This is a genomic window from Pseudomonas sp. KH_024_B2, assembly GCF_057839965.1.
Genome location: NZ_CM174502.1, coordinates 3,571,783 through 3,587,488 on the forward strand (window position 1 = coordinate 3,571,783; position 15,706 = coordinate 3,587,488).

The 15,706-nt window shown below is 57.6% G+C and carries 15 protein-coding genes and 2 pseudogenes; 12 read left to right on the top strand and 5 right to left on the bottom strand.

Annotated features, from left to right (window positions below):
* Nucleotides 1–130 precede the first annotated feature (130 nt).
* The 7 genes from AC3I0A_RS16535 (at nucleotide 131) to AC3I0A_RS16565 (ending at nucleotide 8,076) form a co-directional block, all read left to right on the top strand.
* Nucleotides 131–1,519 (top strand): aminotransferase, encoded by a 1,389-nt coding sequence (locus AC3I0A_RS16535; protein ID WP_489373156.1) that lies wholly within the window; start codon nucleotides 131–133, stop codon nucleotides 1,517–1,519.
* A complete protein-coding gene (locus AC3I0A_RS16540; RefSeq protein WP_489373157.1) occupies nucleotides 1,516–2,622 on the top strand; it encodes an ABC transporter ATP-binding protein in 1,107 nt (368 codons plus the stop codon). Before AC3I0A_RS16535 ends, AC3I0A_RS16540 begins: the two co-directional genes overlap by 4 nt.
* A gap of 168 nt (nucleotides 2,623–2,790) precedes the next feature.
* The gene (locus AC3I0A_RS16545; protein ID WP_489373158.1) at nucleotides 2,791–3,831 is read left to right on the top strand and encodes an ABC transporter substrate-binding protein; all 1,041 of its coding nucleotides are present in this window, start codon (nucleotides 2,791–2,793) and stop codon (nucleotides 3,829–3,831) included.
* A 79-nt stretch (nucleotides 3,832–3,910) separates the two neighbouring features.
* Complete coding sequence (locus AC3I0A_RS16550) at nucleotides 3,911–5,182, top strand: ABC transporter permease (protein ID WP_489373160.1); 1,272 nt, start codon at nucleotides 3,911–3,913, stop codon at nucleotides 5,180–5,182.
* A gap of 14 nt (nucleotides 5,183–5,196) precedes the next feature.
* A complete protein-coding gene (locus tag AC3I0A_RS16555; protein ID WP_489373161.1) occupies nucleotides 5,197–6,012 on the top strand; it encodes an ABC transporter permease in 816 nt (271 codons plus the stop codon).
* Nucleotides 6,013–6,014: 2 nt separating this feature from the next.
* Nucleotides 6,015–6,764 (top strand): SDR family NAD(P)-dependent oxidoreductase, encoded by a 750-nt coding sequence (locus AC3I0A_RS16560; protein ID WP_489373163.1) that lies wholly within the window; start codon nucleotides 6,015–6,017, stop codon nucleotides 6,762–6,764.
* A gap of 94 nt (nucleotides 6,765–6,858) precedes the next feature.
* Complete coding sequence (locus AC3I0A_RS16565) at nucleotides 6,859–8,076, top strand: DUF3422 domain-containing protein (protein ID WP_489373165.1); 1,218 nt, start codon at nucleotides 6,859–6,861, stop codon at nucleotides 8,074–8,076.
* 145 nt (nucleotides 8,077–8,221) lie between these two features.
* Here AC3I0A_RS16565 and AC3I0A_RS16570 read toward each other — a convergent pair whose 3' ends face one another.
* Nucleotides 8,222–8,674, bottom strand: a complete 453-nt coding sequence (locus tag AC3I0A_RS16570; protein ID WP_489378522.1) for an Lrp/AsnC family transcriptional regulator — start codon at nucleotides 8,672–8,674, stop codon at nucleotides 8,222–8,224.
* Nucleotides 8,675–8,821: 147 nt separating this feature from the next.
* On the opposite strand from AC3I0A_RS16570, the gene AC3I0A_RS16575 reads away from it, so the two are divergent.
* From AC3I0A_RS16575 to AC3I0A_RS16585, 3 genes and pseudogenes are all read left to right on the top strand, one after another.
* A complete protein-coding gene (locus tag AC3I0A_RS16575) occupies nucleotides 8,822–9,439 on the top strand; it encodes a LysE family translocator (RefSeq protein WP_489373166.1) in 618 nt (205 codons plus the stop codon).
* Between the two features lie 114 nt (nucleotides 9,440–9,553).
* Nucleotides 9,554–10,087 (top strand): annotated as a pseudogene (locus AC3I0A_RS16580) (3-methyl-2-oxobutanoate hydroxymethyltransferase); the annotation flags it as partial.
* 30 nt (nucleotides 10,088–10,117) lie between these two features.
* Nucleotides 10,118–10,603: a MaoC family dehydratase gene (locus AC3I0A_RS16585; protein WP_489373168.1), complete on the top strand. Its 486-nt coding sequence runs from the start codon at nucleotides 10,118–10,120 to the stop codon at nucleotides 10,601–10,603.
* 100 nt (nucleotides 10,604–10,703) lie between these two features.
* Here the strand turns inward: AC3I0A_RS16585 and AC3I0A_RS16590 are convergent, their stop codons facing one another.
* From AC3I0A_RS16590 to AC3I0A_RS16605, 4 genes and pseudogenes are all read right to left on the bottom strand, one after another.
* The gene (locus AC3I0A_RS16590; protein ID WP_489373170.1) at nucleotides 10,704–11,744 is read right to left on the bottom strand and encodes a GGDEF domain-containing protein; all 1,041 of its coding nucleotides are present in this window, start codon (nucleotides 11,742–11,744) and stop codon (nucleotides 10,704–10,706) included.
* A 130-nt stretch (nucleotides 11,745–11,874) separates the two neighbouring features.
* Nucleotides 11,875–12,888 carry a GlxA family transcriptional regulator gene (locus tag AC3I0A_RS16595; RefSeq protein WP_489373171.1) on the bottom strand — a complete coding sequence of 338 codons (1,014 nt, stop codon included), beginning with the start codon at nucleotides 12,886–12,888 and terminating at the stop codon, nucleotides 11,875–11,877.
* 80 nt (nucleotides 12,889–12,968) lie between these two features.
* Nucleotides 12,969–13,168, bottom strand: a pseudogene (locus AC3I0A_RS16600) (hypothetical protein); the annotation flags it as partial.
* 147 nt (nucleotides 13,169–13,315) lie between these two features.
* Nucleotides 13,316–13,930, bottom strand: a complete 615-nt coding sequence (locus AC3I0A_RS16605) for a YitT family protein (RefSeq protein WP_489373173.1) — start codon at nucleotides 13,928–13,930, stop codon at nucleotides 13,316–13,318.
* Between the two features lie 621 nt (nucleotides 13,931–14,551).
* On the opposite strand from AC3I0A_RS16605, the gene ahr reads away from it, so the two are divergent.
* Together ahr and AC3I0A_RS16615 are read left to right on the top strand one after the other, a co-directional pair.
* Nucleotides 14,552–15,583, top strand: a complete 1,032-nt coding sequence (gene ahr, locus AC3I0A_RS16610; protein WP_489373174.1) for an NADPH-dependent aldehyde reductase Ahr — start codon at nucleotides 14,552–14,554, stop codon at nucleotides 15,581–15,583.
* A complete protein-coding gene (locus AC3I0A_RS16615; RefSeq protein ID WP_489373176.1) occupies nucleotides 15,580–15,705 on the top strand; it encodes a hypothetical protein in 126 nt (41 codons plus the stop codon). Before ahr ends, AC3I0A_RS16615 begins: the two co-directional genes overlap by 4 nt.
* Nucleotide 15,706 lies beyond the last annotated feature (1 nt).

The window sequence follows — 15,706 nt, forward strand, 5'->3', positions numbered from 1 at the left end:
TTGCACCAACAAGCCATTGGCGGTATTTTTTTTGGCAACGGGAAAGGCCCGAAAAGGGTTGTTGATTTTCGACGAATACAACGTACATCATATAAGTTATGCGAAGATTTGAATTTAGGAGGTGACCGTCGTGTCCCAGTTGAACATCCCTGAAATTAGCGCTACAGCCCAGATAGACCAGTACTTTCACCTCCATTCGCAGACCAATCTGCGCCGCCATCAGCAGCAAGGTCCGCTGGTTATTGAGCGGGGGGACGGCATTCATGTCATTGATGAGAAGGGGCAGACATACATCGAAGGTATGTCGGGTTTGTGGTGCGCAAGCCTGGGGTTTTCCAATCGACGGTTAGCCAAAGCCGCACAGCAGCAGTTTGAGGTTCTGCCCTACTACCACACCTTCAACCATCGGGTTTCAGCGGTAACGGCACGTTTGGCCGAACGCATCGCCGAGCTCGCCCCGCTACCCAATGCCAAGGTGTTTTTTGCCTGCTCCGGCTCTGAAGCAAATGACTCGATGATCAAGATGGCCTGGGCTTATCACCGCGCACGGGGCAATCCGCAAAAACGCAAAGTCATCGCTCACCAAAAAGGCTTTCATGGCTCGACGGTCATGGGTGCCACGCTGTCTGGCTTACCGAATATGCATGGGGCTTTTGGCCTGCCACTGGATGGAGTGATTCACATCGAGTGCCCGCACCATTACCGAAATGGCCTGCCGGGCGAATCCGAGGATGCGTTTCGTGACCGCTTGATCGCCGAACTGCAACAGAGAATCGACGCTGAAGGTGCGCAAAACATCGCCGCCTTTATCAGTGAGCCCATCATGGGGGCCGGCGGAGTTATCGTGCCACCATCCGGCTACTTTGCCGCCGTGCAGGCGCTGCTTGCTCGTCACGACATCCTGATGCTCGCCGACGAAATCATTTGCGGCTTTGGCCGCACCGGTCGCTGGTTCGGACATCAGACCCTGGGCTTCAAGCCCGACATGATGGCCTGCGCCAAAAGCCTGTCAGCGGGGTATCAGCCCATTTCCTGTGCGGTAGTGAGTGGCGCGGTCTATGACGTGCTTGAGGAGCAGAGCCAGCAACTGAACGGCTTCGGCCATGGCTTCACTTATTCGGGTCACCCGGTAGCCGCCGCCGTCGCCCTGGAGACATTGGACATCTACCAGGAAATGGACTTGCCAATTCACATCCAGGAACTGGGCAAGGTGTTGCACGAAGCACTCGCACCGCTGCTTGACCATCCGCTGATCGGTGAAATACGCGGTATCGGCCTGATCGCGGGACTGGAGTTGGTAGCCGACAAAACGTCTCGCGCATCATTCCCGGCGAGCCTGGCCATCGGTGCACAAGTCGAGCTGGCAACCCGCAAACACGGCTTGATCGTGCGCAACATGGGCGACTCCATCGCCCTCGCCCCGCCCTTCATCATCGAGCCCGCACAGATCCACGAAATGGTTGCGCGCCTGACTGCCGCCCTGAATGACGTCTACCACGCCAACGGACAACGCCCATGAACAGTGCCGTGCGCTCCCTCGACACGCCTCCCTCCCTGATTGAGCTCAGTCACGTTCAAAAGAGTTACGACGGTAAAACGCTGATCATCAAGGACCTGAATCTGTCCATCGCCCGGGGGGAGTTTCTGACATTGCTCGGAGCCTCGGGATCGGGCAAGACCACCACGCTGATGATGCTCGCCGGTTTCGAAACGCCAACTCGCGGTGAGATCCGCATGGGGGGCAAACCGATCCAGAATGTCCCGGCACACCGGCGAGGCATGGGCATGGTATTCCAGAACTACGCCCTGTTCCCCCACATGAGCGTAGCGGAGAACCTGGCCTATCCATTGAAGATGCGCGGTCTCAATCGCAGCACTGTCGAGAAGAAGGTCAAGCGCGCCATCGACATGGTGCAGTTGCATGACATGCAGCAACGTCGCCCAACAGAGTTGTCAGGAGGACAGCAGCAAAGGGTTGCGCTGGCCCGGGCCATGGTTTTCGAACCGGATGTGATCCTGATGGACGAACCTCTCGGCGCTCTGGACAAGAACCTGCGTGAACACATGCAGTACGAGATCAAACAGCTACATCGCAGCCTTGGTGTGACAGTGGTTTACGTCACCCATGATCAGGGTGAAGCGCTGACCATGTCCGACCGTGTTGCAGTATTCCACCAGGGCGATATCGCCCAGATCGGCGACCCGATTTCACTGTACGAACGCCCGGAAAACGCCTATGTCGCGACCTTTATCGGCGAAAACAATGTCTTGCGCGGGCGCCTCAATGGCAGCCCTGAGCGGCAGCTGGAAGTGGCTCTGGACGCCGGCTTCAGCGCTCGCGGTATTGGCGTGGGTTCGACGAAAACACCATCGCAACAGGTCGAACTGCTGATCCGCCCGGAAAAAATCCGTCTTTGCCCAATTGATCAGACCAGCTATCAGGCGACGCTCGCCGATCGCGTTTATCTGGGCGATCACTTGCGCATCCACCTGAAGCTGGGCAACGGCGACACGCTGATAGTCAAGACCGCCAACGACGAGGCAGTCAAAGCGCTGAGCAACGGCCAACCGATCGGCTTTACCTGGAACCCGGAAGATGCACGCATCTTCGCCGTTGGATAAATGCCGCCCGATGCATTCACCCGCAACCCCGTAAAAAAATCACCACACACCCACAACAATAAGAAGGTCATCACCATGCCAAGCTTCGATCACTCGACCTGAACATTTCCCTGCCCCGCCGAATCTCGTAGACCCAACTCGCTATTCCTTCAGCAGGAGAAACGCATCATGTCCTCACCTTCAACACAGCTCGCCATCGCGCTCGCCCTGAGTCTGGCCGGCACCCTCGCCCAGGCCCGCGACCTGACCGTAGTCGGTTTCGGCGGCGCGACCCAGGAAGCCTTTGACAAGGCCTACTTCAAACCCTTCGCCACCCAGAGCGGCAAGCCGGTGGTTCAGGACACCTACGGTGGTGGCCTGGCAAAACAGAAAGCCATGGTCGAGTCCGGCAATCCAACCTGGGATCTGGTGCAAATGGACCAGAACGAAATGGAGCTGGCCTGCGAACAGGGTCTGCTTGAAGAACTCGACCACACGCAGTTGAAGAACGCCGCCGAGGTCAATCCCGAAGCGTTCTCCACCTGTGGTGTCGGGGCATTTATCTGGTCCGAAGTGATGACTTACGATCAGAAAAAATTCGGCGCCGACGGCCCGAAAAGCTGGGCCGACTTCTGGGATGTGAAGAAGTGGCCAGGCAAACGTGGCCTGCGCAAACAGCCGCGCATGACCCTGGAAATTGCGCTGATGGCCGACGGTGTGGCCCCGGTCGACGTCTATAAAGTGCTAATGACCAAACAAGGGCAGGACCGCGCCTTCGCCAAGATGGACGAGATCAAGCCCTACATCCAATGGTGGGAAACCGGCGCTCAACCGCTGGAGTGGCTTGCGGCCGGCAACATTGCGGTAACTGCCGCTTACAACGGGCGCATTGCCATTGCCAATCAGCAAGGCAACAACTTCCCGCTGATCTGGCAGCAACAGCTGTACAGCATGGATTACTGGACCATCATCAAGAACACACCCAATAAAGACACCAGTTACAAGCTGCTGGATTTCATCCTCAGCAGCAAAGCGCAGGGCGACTTCGCTCACGCGATTCCATACGGCATCGTCAATACCAAAGCCAGTGCTGCGCTGGATACCAAGACCGTCAACGCCCTGCCCAACGCCCCGGCCAACATGAAGGACGCCTTGCTGCTGGATACGCCGTTCTGGGTCAACTACGAGGAAGACCTGATGAACCGCTTCACCCGCTGGGTCGCTCAATAAACCCAGGCCCGACGACTGCGCCATCGTTGCCCAAGGCGATGGCGCCGTTCAGCATCGCTTCACCAAGGTGGGTTTGACTATGTCCGCTTCCTCGATTGACACATTGACCAATGAAGTTGTTTCGCTGGCCAGCGCCCATCATCGCTCCAGTCGCCGCAAGCGTCTGTTTTCGTTGTTGCTGTTGCTGCCGTTATTGGCCTACACCATGGTATTTTTCGCGTTGCCGATCGGCATGATGTTCTACCGCGCCGTCAGTAATCCCGAATTGCTGCAAGCTTTCCCGCAAACCATCGCGGCTCTGGCCGAAGGCGAAACGCCAGCCGCCGAATCGCTCCCGGCCGCGCGGGTGTTCGACGCCCTTGAGCAGGACTTCATCCAAGCGTCGAACATCGCCGTAATCGGCGAAGCCGCCCGGCGCCTGAACTATGAAAACAGCGGTTATCGCTTTTTGATCATGAGTACTGCGCGGCATTACAAAAAACCCGCCAGTGACGACGCCAATGCAAACACTGCCCAGCAGCGTCTGGCCGCCATCGACCCACGCTGGGTATCGCCGCAGCTATGGGCTGACTTTCGTCGCGCCTCTCCGGCCTACAGCCCTTACTACCTTTTGGCGGCAATGGACCTGAAACAAACCGATCACGGCGTCGAAGCCGTCCCCGAGAGCCAACGGGTGTATATCGACCTGACATTGAAGACATTGAAAATCGCGCTGATCGTTTCCTTGCTGTGCCTGCTGTTGGGTTTTCCCTTTGCAGCGTTGATGGTCAAAGCCTCACGACCGATGCAGGTGTTGCTGTTTCTGGCCGTGATGCTGCCGTTCTGGACCTCGCTACTGGCCAGGACCACGGCGTGGATCGTGGTGTTGCAGGAAAAAGGCATCGTCAATACCTTGCTATTGCGCCTGGGCCTGATCGATCAACCGTTGCCGATGATTTTCAATCTGTTTGGCGTGTACATCGTCATGGTCCATATCCTGCTGCCGTTCAGCGTGTTGCCGTTGTACAACGTCATGAAAAGTATCCCACCGCACTTCATGCGCGCGTCGGCATCGCTGGGCGCGCATCCGTTGCGCGGTTTCATTCATGTCTATTTGCCCATGACCTTGACCGGGATCGGCTCTGGCACCCTGCTGACCTTTATCGTCGCCGCGGGCTACTACGTGACACCCACACTGGTGGGCAGCGCCCGCGAGCAAATGCTCGGCTACTTCATCGCCTTCTACACCAACACCACCGTCAACTGGGGCATGGCCTCGGCGTTGGGTCTGGTATTGATTGTCTGTGTCATGGTCATCTACCTGCTGGCTGCCCGGCTGGTGGGGATTCGCCAAATTGCCGGCCTGCGCTGAAGGAGCCTTGACCCATGAATCATTTCTTTTTTGCGTCAATCGCACGCAAGGCCCACGTGCTGTTCGGCCTGGCCATGAGCGTGTTCATGATCGCGCCATTGCTGGCCGTGGTGCCGATTTCCTTTAGCAGCGGCTCCTTTCTCTCCTATCCGCTACCGGGGTTTTCCCTGCAATGGTATGAACGGGTATTCACCAGCGGCCCCTGGATGCAGGCGCTTGGCAACAGCCTGATAGTCGGCATTGCCTCGACCTTGCTCGCCACCTTGCTTGGCACCCTGGCGGCACTGGCATTCGCCCGGCGCAACTTGCCAGCAGCCAGCAGCATCCTTGGCCTGCTGATTTCACCGATGATTTTCCCACCGGTCATTTCCGGGCTGGGCATGTACTTCCTGTTCGGCCAACTGGGCCTGACCGGCACCATGACCGGCCTGATATTGGCGCACACGGTATTGGCCACGCCTTTCGTGCTGATCAGTGTTGCCGCCAGTCTGCAAGGGTTCGACATGACGTTGCTCAAAGCTGCGGCGATGTCTGGCGCCTCGCCGACGCGGGCGTTTCTGGGCATAGCCCTGCCGATCATCACCCCGGGCGTTGTGTCGGGCGCGTTGTTTGCCTTTATGACCTCGTTCGATGAAATCGTCGTAGTGCTGTTTATCGGCGGCCCAAGCCAGCGCACGTTACCCCGACAGATGTTCGACGGCATCCGCGACACCATCGACCCCTCCATCGTAGCCATGTCGACATTTTTGCTGCTGGTGGGTATCGCCGGCCTGCTGACCACTACCTTTCTGACCCTGCGCTCCCAGCGCAACACTCATCGGGAATCCTGAACATGTATATCGTCACTGGCGGCACCCACGGTATTGGCGCGGCAACCGTCGAGTCTCTGGCCAATCAAGGGTTTAACGTGGTCTTTAGCGGACGTGATAGCGAAGCCGGACTGGCGCTGGAAAAACGCTTGCCATCGAGTACGTTCGTCGCGGGCGACGTACGCAGCGAGGCGGACTGCCAAAGGGTGGTCGCCAAAGCGCTGGAGTTGGGCAATGGCTCGCTCAAAGGTTTGGTCAACAATGCTGGCACGGCCGGTCGCAAGGTTTTTCATGAAACCACCCAGCTGGAATGGGACAGCATGTTCGAGGTCAATACTCGTTCCGCATTCTTCTTCATCAAGCACGCGCTGCCCGGTTTACAGTCGGGTCACGGTGCAGTCGTCAACGTCTCATCGATTGCCGGCAAGACCGGGGAACAAGGCCTGGCGACCTACTGTGCAAGCAAGGCCGCACTGCTCGGATTAACCCAGGCACTAGCCCTCGAATACGGCGCGACGGTACGTTTCAATGCTGTCTGCCCCGGTCAGATTGCCACGCGAATGATGAGTGGGGTCATTGCAGACGCCAAGAAGACCGCCGCTCTGACGTCTCGTATACCAGCCGGCCGGCTGGCCCGCCCCGAAGAAGTTGCAGCAGCCATTTGCTGGCTCCTCTCCCCGGCTTCCAGCTATATCAACGGCACTTCTCTGACGATAGATGGAGGTGAAACAGCCGGCCTGCTCACACCAAAAATCCAGCCCTTGGGACTCTAAACCCTGTCGGCCGTGACGAATTCGGAACCTTGTGACTCGTGAGTTCGTCGGCCTGTCCCATCAATAACAGCAGTCGATCAATGGCCGGAACAGCATGCATCCGCAAAGACAAACCCTGCACAACGAATTACACGCGCGCCCGTCTCTGTATTTCAACGAGCCGGCCCATGTGTTTCATCTGGCCTTCCTCGGTGGGGACGCCGAGTGCAACGCGCTGCTGCAGAACTGCTGCCCTGCCCCCTTTGACCCGAATGCGGCCCAGGGCATCACTCACCTCGACGGCCACCCACTGAAGTGGGAACGTCACGCCGAGTTCTTCACCCTGACCCTGGTGGTCACTTCGTCCAGCCATGACCTGTCCTGGACATCGTTGCCCGAGTCGCTGGCGCAAGGGGTTGAAGCGCATTTGCAGCAGATGATCAACTCGGTACAGATTGTAGTGCGTGGTGAAGAGGCACTGGACCTTGCGAGCTATGGCTTCAAGGACCCTTGCGGCTCTTGCGTGGGAGGAGGTGACGCCGTGGTCTGGAGTGACTTTCGCCTCGGCGAGGACGGCAGCAACCGTTTCTTGTTCATCAACCGGCGCCTGAACGCTTACCGCCAGGGACGGATGATCCGCCGCCTGCTGGAAATCGAGACCTACCGAATGATGGCCTCGATGTCATTGACCACTGCCAAGACCTTGAGCACCCAACTCAATGTCTTCGACAGGACCTTGGTCACCCTCTCCGAGCGTAATGCCGGTGCCGACACCGAAAATGCCAAAGTCCTGCTGGCCGACATTTCCAGCCTGTCGGCGCAGATAGTCAGTAGCACTGCGAAAACCCGCCACCGTTTCAGTGCCACCCAGGCCTACGCCCAGCTGGTATTCGAGCGTCTTGGAGAACTGCGGGAAAGTCACGTGGGGGATTGCCAGCGCCTCGGCATCTTCATCGAAAGGCGCTTCAAGCCTACCGTCAGGTACTGTGCCGCCACCGAGCAACGCCTGGAACATCTGGCCAAAAGCGTGGCCAACCTGGGCGACCTACTACAGGCGCGGGTGCAGGTCGAAATGGAAGAACAGAACTCGGAAATCCTCAAAAGCCTGAACACCCGCGCCGATACCCAGATCAAGATCCAGCGCGCCGTGGAAGGTTTCTCGATTATCGCCATCACCTACTACCTGCTGAACCTGCTCAAGCTTGGCTACTCAGGGTTGCACCTGCTCGGCGCCGAGGTGGCCCCACGGGAGGCCATGTTGGCCATGACGCCCATCGCGATCGGCATTCTTGCGCTGATTGTGCTGCGCATCAAGAAGGTCAAAGGGCACTGATACGGATGACTCATCAGTTGCTGTCGCCTCCCGTGCACTGCTCCTCTTCTCGTCGATACTCATTAGGCGTCATATGAGTAAGCTTTCGAAACATGCTGTAAAATTCTGTGCTTGAAAGACGAAACCGCAGGGCTTACCACCGCCATCACAAAGGTAGAGGCCTATCCTGAATGACCCGTTTCATAACGAGGGTCGAGGTCAACCGTTGAACGTTGGGCAAGGTCGAAAGGCTCTCATCGTAGAGCCGTTGGAAGGCCGGCAAATCCTCAGTGATGACGTGCAGCAGGTAGTCCGGCTCCCCGAATAACCTCTGGGCATCGACCACTTGCGCAATGTCAACGAGCGCCGTCTCGAAAGCCTCGACAGCTTGCCTGTCTCCCTCACGAAGCGTGGCAAACACCATGGCGGAAAAGTTAAGGCCCAATGCGCCCGGGTCCAGCTGTGCTCTATAGCCGAGCAACACACCCGACTCTTCCAGTGCCCGTACTCGTCGATGGCAAGGGGAAAGGCTCAGTCCCACACGCTCGGCGAGGTCGGTGACCGAAAGGCGACCGTCCTTTTGAAGCTCAGAAAGAATCTTTCGATCAATCCTGTCCATTTGGAAGAATCTCCCATCCTGCAGCGTTTTCATGAATATCTTTGAAAGTAAATTCTAACAAGATTTCATTATTCTTCCTCAATCCAATATTTGTCGGAGCGGGACGATGCAGAGCGCGGTGTGTCAGCAGCAGAAGTGGCTAGCGCCATGACCTTGAGCGTTTTCGTTGCCTTCTGGGCGGTGTCGATTCTGTTCGTCATCACGCCAGGCGCAGATTGGGCCTACGCGATTTCAGCGGGTTTGCGGGGCCGGGTCGTCATACCCGCCGTGGGCGGGCTGTTGTCCGGTCATTTGATAGCAACCGTGATTGTTGCCGGTGGTGTCGGCACGCTGGTTGCCAACCACCCCGTTGCCTTGTCGGTACTTACCGTTGTCGGGGCGGGTTATCTGCTGTGGTTGGGCATCAACATGCTTGCCCGCCCCGCTACGCCGCACGCTGATGACATTCAGGCGTCGGGCTCCTGGAAGCGCTGGGCGATCAAGGGGCTTTGCGTGAGCGGGCTGAATCCGAAAGTGTTCCTGCTGTTCCTGGCGCTATTGCCTCAATTTACCGACGCTGCCGCTGCCTGGCCTGTGCCGATGCAGATGATTGCGCTGGGGCTCATCCACACCGTCAGTTGTGGCGTTATCTATCTGCTGGTCGGATTTGGCTCACAGGTCGTACTGCAGGCACGTCCCGCCGCTGCTCACTTTGTCAGTCGTTTCTCCGGAGCGGCCATGATCATCATCGCGGTCGTACTGCTCACCGAGCAGATGCTGGGTTAATCCATTATTTCAGCGAGACAACACCATGAGCGATCAGCCCTCACCGTATGACAACGCCCAACAGGCGCCACGAGTCCGGATCCCGCATCTGAAACAAATGAAAAAAGAGGGCCGGGCTCTTACCAGGCCTCGGCGGAGCAATGCTTCCACACAGCCGTCCGGTTCATGAAAGAAGCCGGTGCGCATGCGGTCAAACTGGAGGGTGGAATCGAAATGCTGCCTCAGGTCGAGAAGCTCGTCCGCTCTGGCATACCCGTCATGGCGCACATCGGTTTCACACCACAGATGGAACATCAACTGGGTGGCTATCGCGTCCAGGGTCGGGGCGAAGATGCGCAGCGCCTGATAGACAGTGCCAAAGCGTTTGAAGCAGCGGGCGCATTCGCTGTTTTGATTGAGATGGTGCCAGGAGATGTGGGTCGAGCGATCACTGAAGCCGTTTCAATTCCTACCGTCGGAATTGGCGCGGGTAGCCAATGCGATGCCCAGGTGCTGGTCTGGCAGGACATGGCCGGACTGCGCACAGGTCGTATGCCGCGATTCGTCAAGCAATACGCCGACCTTCGTTCGGTACTTCAGACAGCAGCAAGGGACTTTGCACTTGAGGTGGGTGCAGGAACATTTCCGGGCCACGAACATACTTTTTAACCTCCCACCCTCACCGCCCAAGGAGTCTTTATGAAGAGCCCAAGAGATCGTGCTGCCGAAGGTCTCCAGGTCGGAGACCGGTTCACGATAGTCCGCTGCTTTTCAGATGACGATATTCGTCAATTCGCGCAGATTTCTCGAGACTACAATCCGGTTCACTGCGATGCACGCTACGCCGAGATACGAAAGTTCAAGGCGCCCATCGCCCATGGCCTTCTGACAGCAAGCCTCGTCACCGAAATTGGCGGGCAAATCGGTTGGCTGGCAACAGGGATGAGTTTCGCGTTCAAACGACCGGTTTATGCGGGAGAACAGATCACCTGCCACTGGCTCATCGCTGACATCGATGAACGCGGTCACGCAAAAGCCGAAGTCAGGATACTCAACGCAGAGGGAATCACAGTGCTGGAGGCGACTACGACTGGAGTGCTACCCGGAACTGAAGAACGTGAATGCCTCAAACAGATGCTTTCTGACGGAGATCCCACCAACGGTGCTGCCGGATCCGCCAGTTGATAGCCTGGAATTGATGGAAGCAGTCATGTGCATTATCGCAAGCGGCAAGAAAACTACCGGACAGGTCTGAGCACCCTGCATCCTGGCGCCCCAAAGAGCCTTACCGGTGTACCTGGTTGCGCCCATTGCGCTTGGCTTGGTAAAGCGCGTCATCGGCGCGAGTCAGGAGGCTCTCCAGGTTGTCACCCGTTTTGGCGAGGGCGACACCAAAGGACGCAGTGATTGTGTCGAGCACCTTGTCGGTGCTACGTGCCTTGATCCGTAGCGACTGGATTTTCAGACGCAGTTGCTCGGCGAAGGCATGGGCACTGTCGAGATCGGTGCACTCTTGCAGGATGACGCAGAACTCTTCGCCGCCATAGCGTGCCGCCAAGGCGTGAGGTGGCAGCGAGTTACGCAGTACCTGACCGACATGCTGGAGGACGCGGTCCCCTAACGGGTGACCGTACTGGTCATTGAATTGCTTGAAGTGATCGATATCCAGCATGACCAGTGCCACGCGCGGGGAGGCATTGCCCAGTGCTTGCTCCAGCAAGCGCGTGAAGGTGTTTCGGTTGAGCACCTGAGTCAGACCGTCCAGCGTCGCAGCCAGCTGGGTGCGTTCAAGCTTGTCTCGCAGGCTTTTAATCTCATTTTGAGCAGCGTGCAGCTGGGAGAGGAAAAGCTCTTGCTGATCCTGCATGAGCTGGGTGCTCTGTTGCAGCTCGCTCAGTATGGTGGGCAACCCTTCGCTGACCGGTTCATCGAGCATTTTCAGGCAGTGCCCAAGGCTGGCCTGAAAGTTGAGACTACCCTTCACGCTACGCGAGACGTCACGCTCCATGTCGTCAACCAGATTGATCGCTTGTTGCTGCCCGGCGCGGGCGTCCTCCAATTCGTCGCGAATGATGTAGTCGCGAAAAAGCTTCGCCGCGGATTCCGGGGGGAAACTGTCGAAGTCTTTGACAACCCTGTCCAGGTGGCGATTGAGCTCTGGTTCCAGGCCTTTGCTGTAGGTGTACCAGAGGGCGTAGTGCACCGGGTTGGGCGGGATGTTGTGACGCACCATCAGAGGAATAGCTTGCTTGAGCAGGGCCGCCGCCTCGCGGGTGTCCTCTGGATATAGTGCCAGGGCACTCGCCCGCTTCTCTGATTGGCTCATAACGTCACTGCCGTTGTTTATTGTTGGCGAATATACAGCAAGAGGCGCTTAACCATGCATCTGACAAACGACATGGTGGCGGCTTGAACCTGCAAAAATTACGAGGGCGCGCAGACTCGAAAAAATGCTTTTACTTGACGAGTCGCGTTTCCTTGGAAGGTCTGTAGCCGAAATACGAGCTATAGCACTTGCTGAAATGACTGGGCGAAACAAAACCACAGGCAACCAGCACGTCGACCTGGGATAGCTCTGTGTGTTGCAGGAGTCGACGCGCCTCGGTGATACGCAATTCCATGTAATACCGTTGCGGCGTCGTTCCCAGTTGCTCCTTGAACAAACGTTCGAGTTGTCGACGGGAACGGCCTGCGTAGACCGCCAACTGCTCCAGCTCCAGAGGCTCTTCGAGGTTGGCATCCATCAGCTTGACCACCTCGCGTAACGGCGCGCTCACACAGATATTTTCAGCCGGTTTGATGCGCCGATAACGAGACTCCTCGAAAGCCAGAATGTCCTCGATACCCTCTACAAGTGCTTTATCGTGCAATCCCTTGATCCAGTCCAACGCCATATGGAAGGCCCCCGAGGGACTGGAAGCGGTGAGCCGGTCTCGATCAATGACATAGGGCTCACTGGTGACATGCGTCGCCTTGGAGATTTCCGCGAGTGCGGGGCGATGTTCGGGGTGAATGGCGCAACGATATCCATCGAGCAAACCTGCGCTGCCCAGGAACCATGCGCCATTCCACAACCCGGCCAGACTGACACCCAGGTCTGCCGCCGCTCTCAACAGGCTGATCAACTCATCGGTCGCCTTCAGTTCTGTCCTGTAGCCGCCGCAAATGACCAGCAGATCCAGGTTGTAAATGGCTGAAGCATCGATACGTGCATCCGGCCGAATGACCAGGCCCAGATCGCTGACGACCTCCCCGTCATTCAAGCCGAACGTGCGGGAAGAGAACAACCCGGGTCGTAGAAGATTCGCGGTGACAATCGTATCCAGCGCTTGCGTGAACGCAGGCAGCGAGAAATGCTCGAGCAGCAAAAAGCCGGTCCGGGTCATTCGAGCAGGCTCGGCTGGGTTTTCATTTAGATAGCGGAGGTTTTTCCCCTTCATGCCTCCGCTGAATTGACGTCGTTCGATCAATGTTTGACCCACTCGGTTACGTTAACCAACCTGTCGTTTGGTGCGCTGATAAAGCGTAATGCTAACTGCAGAAGCTCTAAAAGCCCTAGCGCCATCTGGGCCGTGGCCTGGCTGCGTTTACGAACGAAGTTCACCCCGCCCGAGGTGCCGCCCGAGCCCTTCATCATCCCCGCCGCGCCGCGCAGACTTCGACCCGGTCGTAATACGCCATGTCGCTGCTGAAACTGTCGGCCTGGACATAGCTGCTGCCCATGTCCAGCGGCACACCGTCGTATTGATACAAGTCGTTGGCGGGCATGACAATGGAATAATTCACGACTGATAATGACTCGCACTGTCGTTCGGCCAACGGCGGGTTGCAACAAATACGTGAGGGGGTGGTTCCTGCCGGAACGAAAAAAGGACCCGAAGGTCCTGATGCCGAAGCTCACGCTGCGTAGCGGTTAGGCCGATGATTCATCGCAATGATCAGGTTCAACACCACCGCTCCCGCTACTGAAATGATGAGCGCCGGCACACTCACTACGTACAGCGAAGCGAACATGACAAAAACGTCCACGATCAATTGCAGTTTGCCGGCACGTATGCCAAATCGGTCCTGCAGGTAGAGTGCGAGGATGTTGACCCCTCCCAGGCTCGCCTTGTGTCTGAACAGCACAATGAAGCCCAGCCCCATGATCAGGCTGCCGACCAAGGTAGCGTAGATTGGCTGGAGCTGATCGATATGGATAAATCGCAAATGCAGGTCAGTGAACAGCGAAACCAATGCGACGGCACAAAAAGTCTTGAGGGTGAACACCCAGCCCATGCGCCGGATGGCGAGGTAATAGAAAGGCAGATTGATGAGGAAAAACGCTATACCGAATGAAACATCCGAGGCGTAATGGATCAGGAAAGCCACCCCCGCCGTACCACCTGTCAGCGCACCCGCCTGGCGTAGCAGCATGATGCCGAACGAGACCATCAACGTGCCGACGAGCACGGCCAAAACATCTTCTAGCAGCGTGTGTTGCACGCGGGAAACTGGAGTGACTTCGGCCATACAGAATGCTCGTTTTGCTGATGGAGCGTTAGACCTTATGCAATCCATTAATCATGCCAACCTTTAACCGGCCATTTATCAAGGACCTGGAATTATTCGGGTCATTTGAACCTCGCCACCTTGGGTTAATGAAACCCGGATAGGGTAGTAAATACCCTTTGGCCGGTCTGGATGAATGGCCAGACCAACCGGCGTGTCCCTCGACTTCTTTGAATAGCTGCAGAGGCTGGCCCTAAGGGCTCTTGTGGGAGCGAGCTTGCTCGCGATAGCGATCTGCAGTCAGCATCAATGTCGAATGTGATGGCCCCATCGCGAGCAAGCTCGCTCCCACATTTGACCCGTGTTGCCCGCACTTTTTGTGATCGACACTGAAACAAGGTGCGAGGAATGGCGGATGCAGGCACCGATGAAGGCGATCGGCGAACGAATGGTTATGTGCGACCGATATCAGGAGGGGAAAAAGGAGTCGTACATCAGGCATTGACGAGCTTGCCATCGCGGATGACGATGGTGACCAAGATATCGGCACCAGAGACGACGGCAAGCGACGCGCTACACTTCCTGGCTCCGCCGCGGCACCTGAACTGCCAAAGCCCCTGTCTCCTGATCCGGAGGTATCCAATGAGCGATAGCACCGAACTCACGACCTTCACCGGCTGGGCCGCAACGGCGGCCGGCGCTCCACTGGAGCGTTATAGCTACGATCCCGGTCCATTGGGGGAAGAGGAGGTAGAAGTCGCAGTGGAGTATTGCGGCGTTTGCCACTCTGACCAGTCGATGATCGATAACGAATGGGGCCTGAGCCACTACCCCTTTATCCCCGGCCACGAGGTGGTCGGCAGTATCGTGCGAGTGGGCGCACAGGTACGCGGTCTCGAAACGGGACAACGGGTGGGCATTGGTTGGTACAAGGGCAGCTGCATGCATTGCTCCTCGTGTATCGAAGGCTCCCACCAGCTATGCAGCACAGTCCAACCCACCATCATCGGCAGCAACGGAGGCTTCGCCGACCGCCTGCGTTCGCACTGGGCCTGGGCTCTTCCGATACCGGACGGACTCGACCCGGCCATGGCCGGACCACTGTTTTGCGCCGGCTCGACGGTGTTCAGCCCACTTGTGGAATTCGACGTCAAGCCCACTGACCGGGTCGGTGTGGTGGGAATCGGCGGCCTCGGTCATCTGGCACTACGCTTCCTCAACGCCTGGGGCTGCGAAGTCACGGCCTTTACCTCGTCGTTGAGCAAGCAGGACGAAGCCAGGCACCTGGGCGCACACAAAGTAGTCGCCTCTACCGACAGTAACGCGCTGAAGTCCATTGCCGGCACCCTGGATTTTCTCCTGGTCACCGCCAACGCCGACCTCGACTGGCCGGCCATGCTCGGAACCCTGCGCGGCAAGGGTCGCCTGCATTTTGTTGGCGTAGTGCCCGGCGCTATTCCAGTGCACGTGTTCGATCTGCTTCCCCAACAAAAGACCTTGTCCGCCTCGCCGGTCGGCTCACCCAGTACCACGGCGACCATGCTGGAATTCTGCGCACGTCATCAGATCCTGCCGCAGGTCGAGCACTTTCCCATGAGCCGGGTCAACGACGCCATCGATCACCTACGCAGTGGCAAGGCGCGCTACCGCGTCGTGCTGGACGCCAGCAAATGACCGACTGGCGCGTCGGCACACACCTGGCGCCCACCTTCGCAGACGCCTTGCGCATGCACGATTTGATCGACGCCATCGAGCTCTCCAACCACGAAGGCGTGCGCCTCAGGTTGCAGGCGTGAG